This is a genomic window from Phenylobacterium sp. (assembly GCF_036501465.1).
GTDB lineage: Bacteria > Pseudomonadota > Alphaproteobacteria > Caulobacterales > Caulobacteraceae > Phenylobacterium.
Window position 1 is genome coordinate 1 of record NZ_DASYAF010000038.1, and the last position, 4292, is coordinate 4292.

Genomic DNA, 4292 nt, shown 5'->3' on the forward strand with positions numbered 1-4292 from the left:
TCCACGACCGCGCGGGAGCCCTCTTGCTAACCACCGGCGCGGCCCCTCATCCGCCCCTGCCTTCGCAGGGGCACCTTCTCCCGCGAGGGGAGAAGGGATCGCATGGTTAGTCCGACGCCTGATTGACGGGGAGGAGCGGACAGCGATGACCCGCTTCGTCACCCAGATGAGCATCGACGACGCCGAGCATTACACGCCCGCGCAGCGCGCCGCGATCATCGCGTCCTATCCGCCGCACGAGCGCGAGGCGCGGGTGCGGGGCATTCCGTCGATGGGTTCGGGGCGGGTGTTTCCGGTCGAGGAAGCCGCGATCGCCTGCGCCCCCTTCGCCCTGCCGCCGGCCTGGCCGCAGATCAACGGGCTGGACTTCGGCTGGGACCACCCGTTCGCGGCCACAAACCTGGCCTGGGATCGCGACGCCGACTGCGTCTATGTCTGCAAGGAATACGCGGCGCGCGAGACCACGCCGGTGATCCACACAGCCGCCATCCGCCCCTGGGGCGACTGGATCCCGTCCGCCTGGCCGCACGACGGCCTGCAGCACGACAAGGGCTCCGGCGAGGAGCTGGCGGCGCAATACCGCCGCCAGGGGCTGAAGATGCTGCCGGCCCGCGCCACCTTCGCCGACGGCGGCTCGGGCCTCGAGGCCGGGGTCATGGAGATGCTCGACCGCATGCAGACCGGCCGCTGGAAGGTCTTCTCCACCTGCGGCGGCTGGCTCGGCGAATTTCGCCTCTACCACCGGCTGGACGGCCTGATCGTCAAGCTCAGGGACGACCGGCTGTCGGCCTCCCGCTACGCCCTGATGATGCTGCGCTTCGCCAAGACCAAGCCGCGCGCGGGCGGCGCCATGATCATCCCCGATTTCGGAGCCGTCTGATGTACAACGCCTATCTGCCCCGCGACGCGGTGGCCATCACGCCTTCGGACAGCGCCGAGCAGGGGCCGCCGATCCTGTCGGGCGTCTATGTCGGCGGCGCCGGCGACGTGACCCTGGTCACCGAGGTCGGCAGCACGACCACCTTCAAGGCGGCGCCGGTGGGCGCGACGATTTTCTGCCGCACTCGCCTGGTCAAGGCGACCGGCACCACCGCGACCAACCTCGTCGGGCTCTATTGAGGCCGCGATGATCTCGCCCGCCGCCGACGCCAATGCCGGGCCGGAGACGCGCGCCGCCCCGCCGCTCAGCGATGACGAACTGCTGGCCATCGTGAAGGCCGAGCGCGCCCGCTCGATCGGCTTCGATCTCGATCCGGACCTGACCGAGGCGCGCGAAAAGGCGCTGAACTACGCCAAGGGCGAGATGCCCGACATCGCCGCCCTGCCCAACCGCTCCCAGGCCGTCTCCACCGACATCGCCGATGCGGTCGAGACCATCCTGCCCGACCTGGTGGAGATCTTCACCGGCGGCGACGACGTGGTCGCCTTCGTGCCGAAGACCGCCGACGACGAGCCGCAGGCCGACCAGGAGACCGACTATGTCCGCCACGTCGTCTTCGACGACAACGACGGCTTCATGACCTTCCTGGCGTTTTTCAAGGACGCTTTGCTCACTAAAACAGGCGTGGTCAAATCCTGGTGGGAACAGGCGGCGCAGGTCGCGGAAGAGACCTTCGAGGGCAAGACCGCCATCGAACTGGCCCTGGCGCGGCAGGACGGCGAGATCACCGACCTGCGTCCGGCCGCGGGCTCCAGCTTCGCCGATCCGGAGCCGCTCTACGACTTCACCCTGCGGCGCGAAGGCCCCGACGGCCGGGTGCGCATCCGCCCGATCGCGCCGGAGGACTTCACCGTCGCCCGCGACACCGTGCGGCTGAAGGATACGAGCTACGCCGCCTTCCGCTCGCGCCCGCGCGCCCAGGAGCTGATCGCCGACGGCCATCCGGCCGACATCGTCGACAGTCTGCCGCCGTACGGCCTGGCCCGCGACGAACAGGTGCAGTTGGCGAGAGACACCGCCGGCGAGCACGCCATGCCGCTGGGCTCGGAAGGCCCCGACCGCGACCGCCGCGCCGTCGAAGTGATCGAGCACTATATCCGCTGCCTGGGCGCGGGCGACGCCATCGAGATCTGGCGCGTGGTCACCGGCGGCGACGAATCCATCCTGATCGCGCGCGAGCGGGTCGACGCCATGCCGTTCGCGGCCATCACCCCTTACGTCGTCCCGCACCGCTTCTATGGCGAGAGTGTCGCCGACAAGCTGCTCGAGATCCAGCGCATCAAGACCGCGCTGCTGCGCATGGCGCTGGATAGCGGCTATTTCGCGCTCAACCAGCGCCACGAGGTGGTGCTGCCGCAGGCCAACGAGTTCACCATCTCCGACCTGCTCGACAACCGCCCGGCGGTGCCGGTGCGGGTCAACGCCGCCGGCACGGTCAGCCCCATCCCCAGCGCCGGCGCGCCGTTCGACTTCTTCGGCGCGCTGGAATACATGTCGACGCAGGGCGAGAGCCGCACCGGCATCGTGCGCAACGCCCAGGGCCTGAATCCCGACACCCTGCACGACACCGCGGCCGGCGCCGCCATGCTGATGGGCCAGGCCCAGCGCCGTGTACGGATGATCGCCCGCGTCTTCGCCGAGACCGGGGTCAAGGACCTCTATCTCGACGTCCACGCCCTGCTGCGCAAACACGCGTCGAAGGTCGCGGTGACCAAGCTGCGCGGCCAGTGGCTGCCGGTCGACCCGTCGCAGTGGGCCGAGCGCACCCAGGTCACGATCGAGGTCGGCGTCGGCTCCGGCGGCAAGGAACAGCGCCTGGCCATGCTGACCCAGGTCATCCAGCTGCAGGCCAATGTGGTCAAGACCCTGGGGCCGCGGGCGCAGAGCCTGGTGACGCCGGAAAACGCCTATGCCGCCTTCATGGACGCGGCCAAGGCCGGCGGCCTGAAGTCGGCCTCGGCCTACTTCACCGACCCGAAGACCGTGCCGCCGGCCCCGCCGGCGCCGCCGCCGCCCGAGGCGCTGAAGCTGCAGGCGCAGACCCAGGCCAGCCAGACCAAGGCCGGCCTCGAAGCCGCCCGCCTGCGGGCCGACCAGGCCGCCAGCGGCGGGCGCCTGCGCCTGGACGCCGCCAAGCTGCAAGCCGACCAGCTCAACGCCGCCGCCGACCGCCAGGCCCGCGCCCACGCCGAACAGCTGAAGCACCAGCGCGAACTGCTGGCCATCGAAGCCCAGGACCGGAGGGAACGGGAGCGCGATGCGCGGGCGCACGACCTGGCGGAGCGGCGACTGGCGCAGGAGCGGGCGTTGGCCCCCGTGACGGCTGGGCGCTCGGATGATCCAGATGCGGGTCCGGGCGCCAGCCACGGACGCGCCGCTGGCGGAGCTCCTGCCTTTGTTGACAGCGGCGCGTCGTGATATCATCGCCATTGCGCCGAATTGGCGCTTGGAGGCTATGCAGTGAAAAAACTCCTCGGGCTAACCGTCACGACGTTGATGCTGTTTGGGCTTGCATCCGAAGGGCTCGCACGTCCCGTCGCGTCGCCGGCTTTCAGCACGTCCGGGAACCCAGCGGGCAGCACGGTGGGCCCGCGGACCTTGACGGGTGGGGGAAGCTATACGAACAACGGCACGATCAACGGCGGACCGAGCACAGCGGTGACTGCAACGGGCCCGGGGTCAGTCAGCATCACCAATAACGGCACGATTACATCGAGCGTGCGGGGGATACTTACATCGGGGAGCCCATCGAGCACGATCACCAATAACGGCACGATTTCGGTGGAAGATAACGTCGTCAGTTCGAGCGGCTCGGCAACGGCGCTGATAGGCACAGGCATCAGCCAGACCACGGGACCCTAGCGCCCACAAGCTTGTCAAAGCCAGAGCGGGGCCGCGGTCCAGTTCATCGGCAAGCCACCCTGGCGGCCCAGGCCTTGGTGGCCCGGCAGGTTTCCATCGCGCGCCTGTAGGCGTCGCGTCCGCTGGTGCGGGCGACGCAGGTCCGCTCCGCCTCGCCGAGGGCGACGCTGACGTTCGTATGCTGCGCTGGTGAGCCGTGACACCGGATGGACTTGAGTTTCCACCCCGAAGTGTCAATACGACACCTCTTGGAGATTCACCCATGGCAGCCCGGTTTTCGACCGTCAGGCTCAACAGCGAACTGATCGACGCCGCGCGCGGCGAGGCCGATCTGCTGCACCGGTCGCTGGGCGGCCAGATCGAGCATTGGGCCAGGCTCGGCCGCGCGATCGAGGAGGCCGGCCTGCCGCTGGCGCGGGTGCGCCAGGCGCTGGAAGGCAGCCTCAAGGTCGAGGCGCTGTCGCGCATCGAACAGGACCAGGTGTTCGCC

5 protein-coding genes are annotated in these 4292 nt (G+C 69.5%); 4 read left to right on the top strand and 1 reads right to left on the bottom strand.

Going from position 1 to position 4292, the window contains the following annotated elements; genetic code table 11:
* Nucleotides 1-121 precede the first annotated feature (121 nt).
* The 3 genes from VGL85_RS03845 to VGL85_RS03855 are packed head-to-tail and all read left to right on the top strand — an operon-like array spanning nucleotide 122 to nucleotide 3358.
* The gene (locus VGL85_RS03845) at nucleotides 122-880 is read left to right on the top strand and encodes a terminase large subunit domain-containing protein (RefSeq protein WP_331586177.1); all 759 of its coding nucleotides are present in this window, start codon (nucleotides 122-124) and stop codon (nucleotides 878-880) included.
* The gene (locus VGL85_RS03850) at nucleotides 880-1119 is read left to right on the top strand and encodes a spike base protein, RCAP_Rcc01079 family (protein ID WP_331586167.1); all 240 of its coding nucleotides are present in this window, start codon (nucleotides 880-882) and stop codon (nucleotides 1117-1119) included. The genes VGL85_RS03845 and VGL85_RS03850 overlap by 1 nt, the downstream gene beginning before the upstream one ends.
* A gap of 7 nt (nucleotides 1120-1126) precedes the next feature.
* The gene (locus VGL85_RS03855) at nucleotides 1127-3358 is read left to right on the top strand and encodes a portal protein (RefSeq protein ID WP_331586169.1); all 2232 of its coding nucleotides are present in this window, start codon (nucleotides 1127-1129) and stop codon (nucleotides 3356-3358) included.
* A gap of 197 nt (nucleotides 3359-3555) precedes the next feature.
* On the opposite strand, the gene VGL85_RS03860 is transcribed toward VGL85_RS03855, so the two are convergent.
* Complete coding sequence (locus VGL85_RS03860) at nucleotides 3556-3792, bottom strand: hypothetical protein (protein WP_331586171.1); 237 nt, start codon at nucleotides 3790-3792, stop codon at nucleotides 3556-3558.
* A gap of 272 nt (nucleotides 3793-4064) precedes the next feature.
* Here VGL85_RS03860 and VGL85_RS03865 point away from each other — a divergent pair.
* Nucleotides 4065-4292: TA system antitoxin ParD family protein (locus tag VGL85_RS03865; protein ID WP_331586173.1), on the top strand; the 228-nt coding region annotated here is incomplete at its 3' end.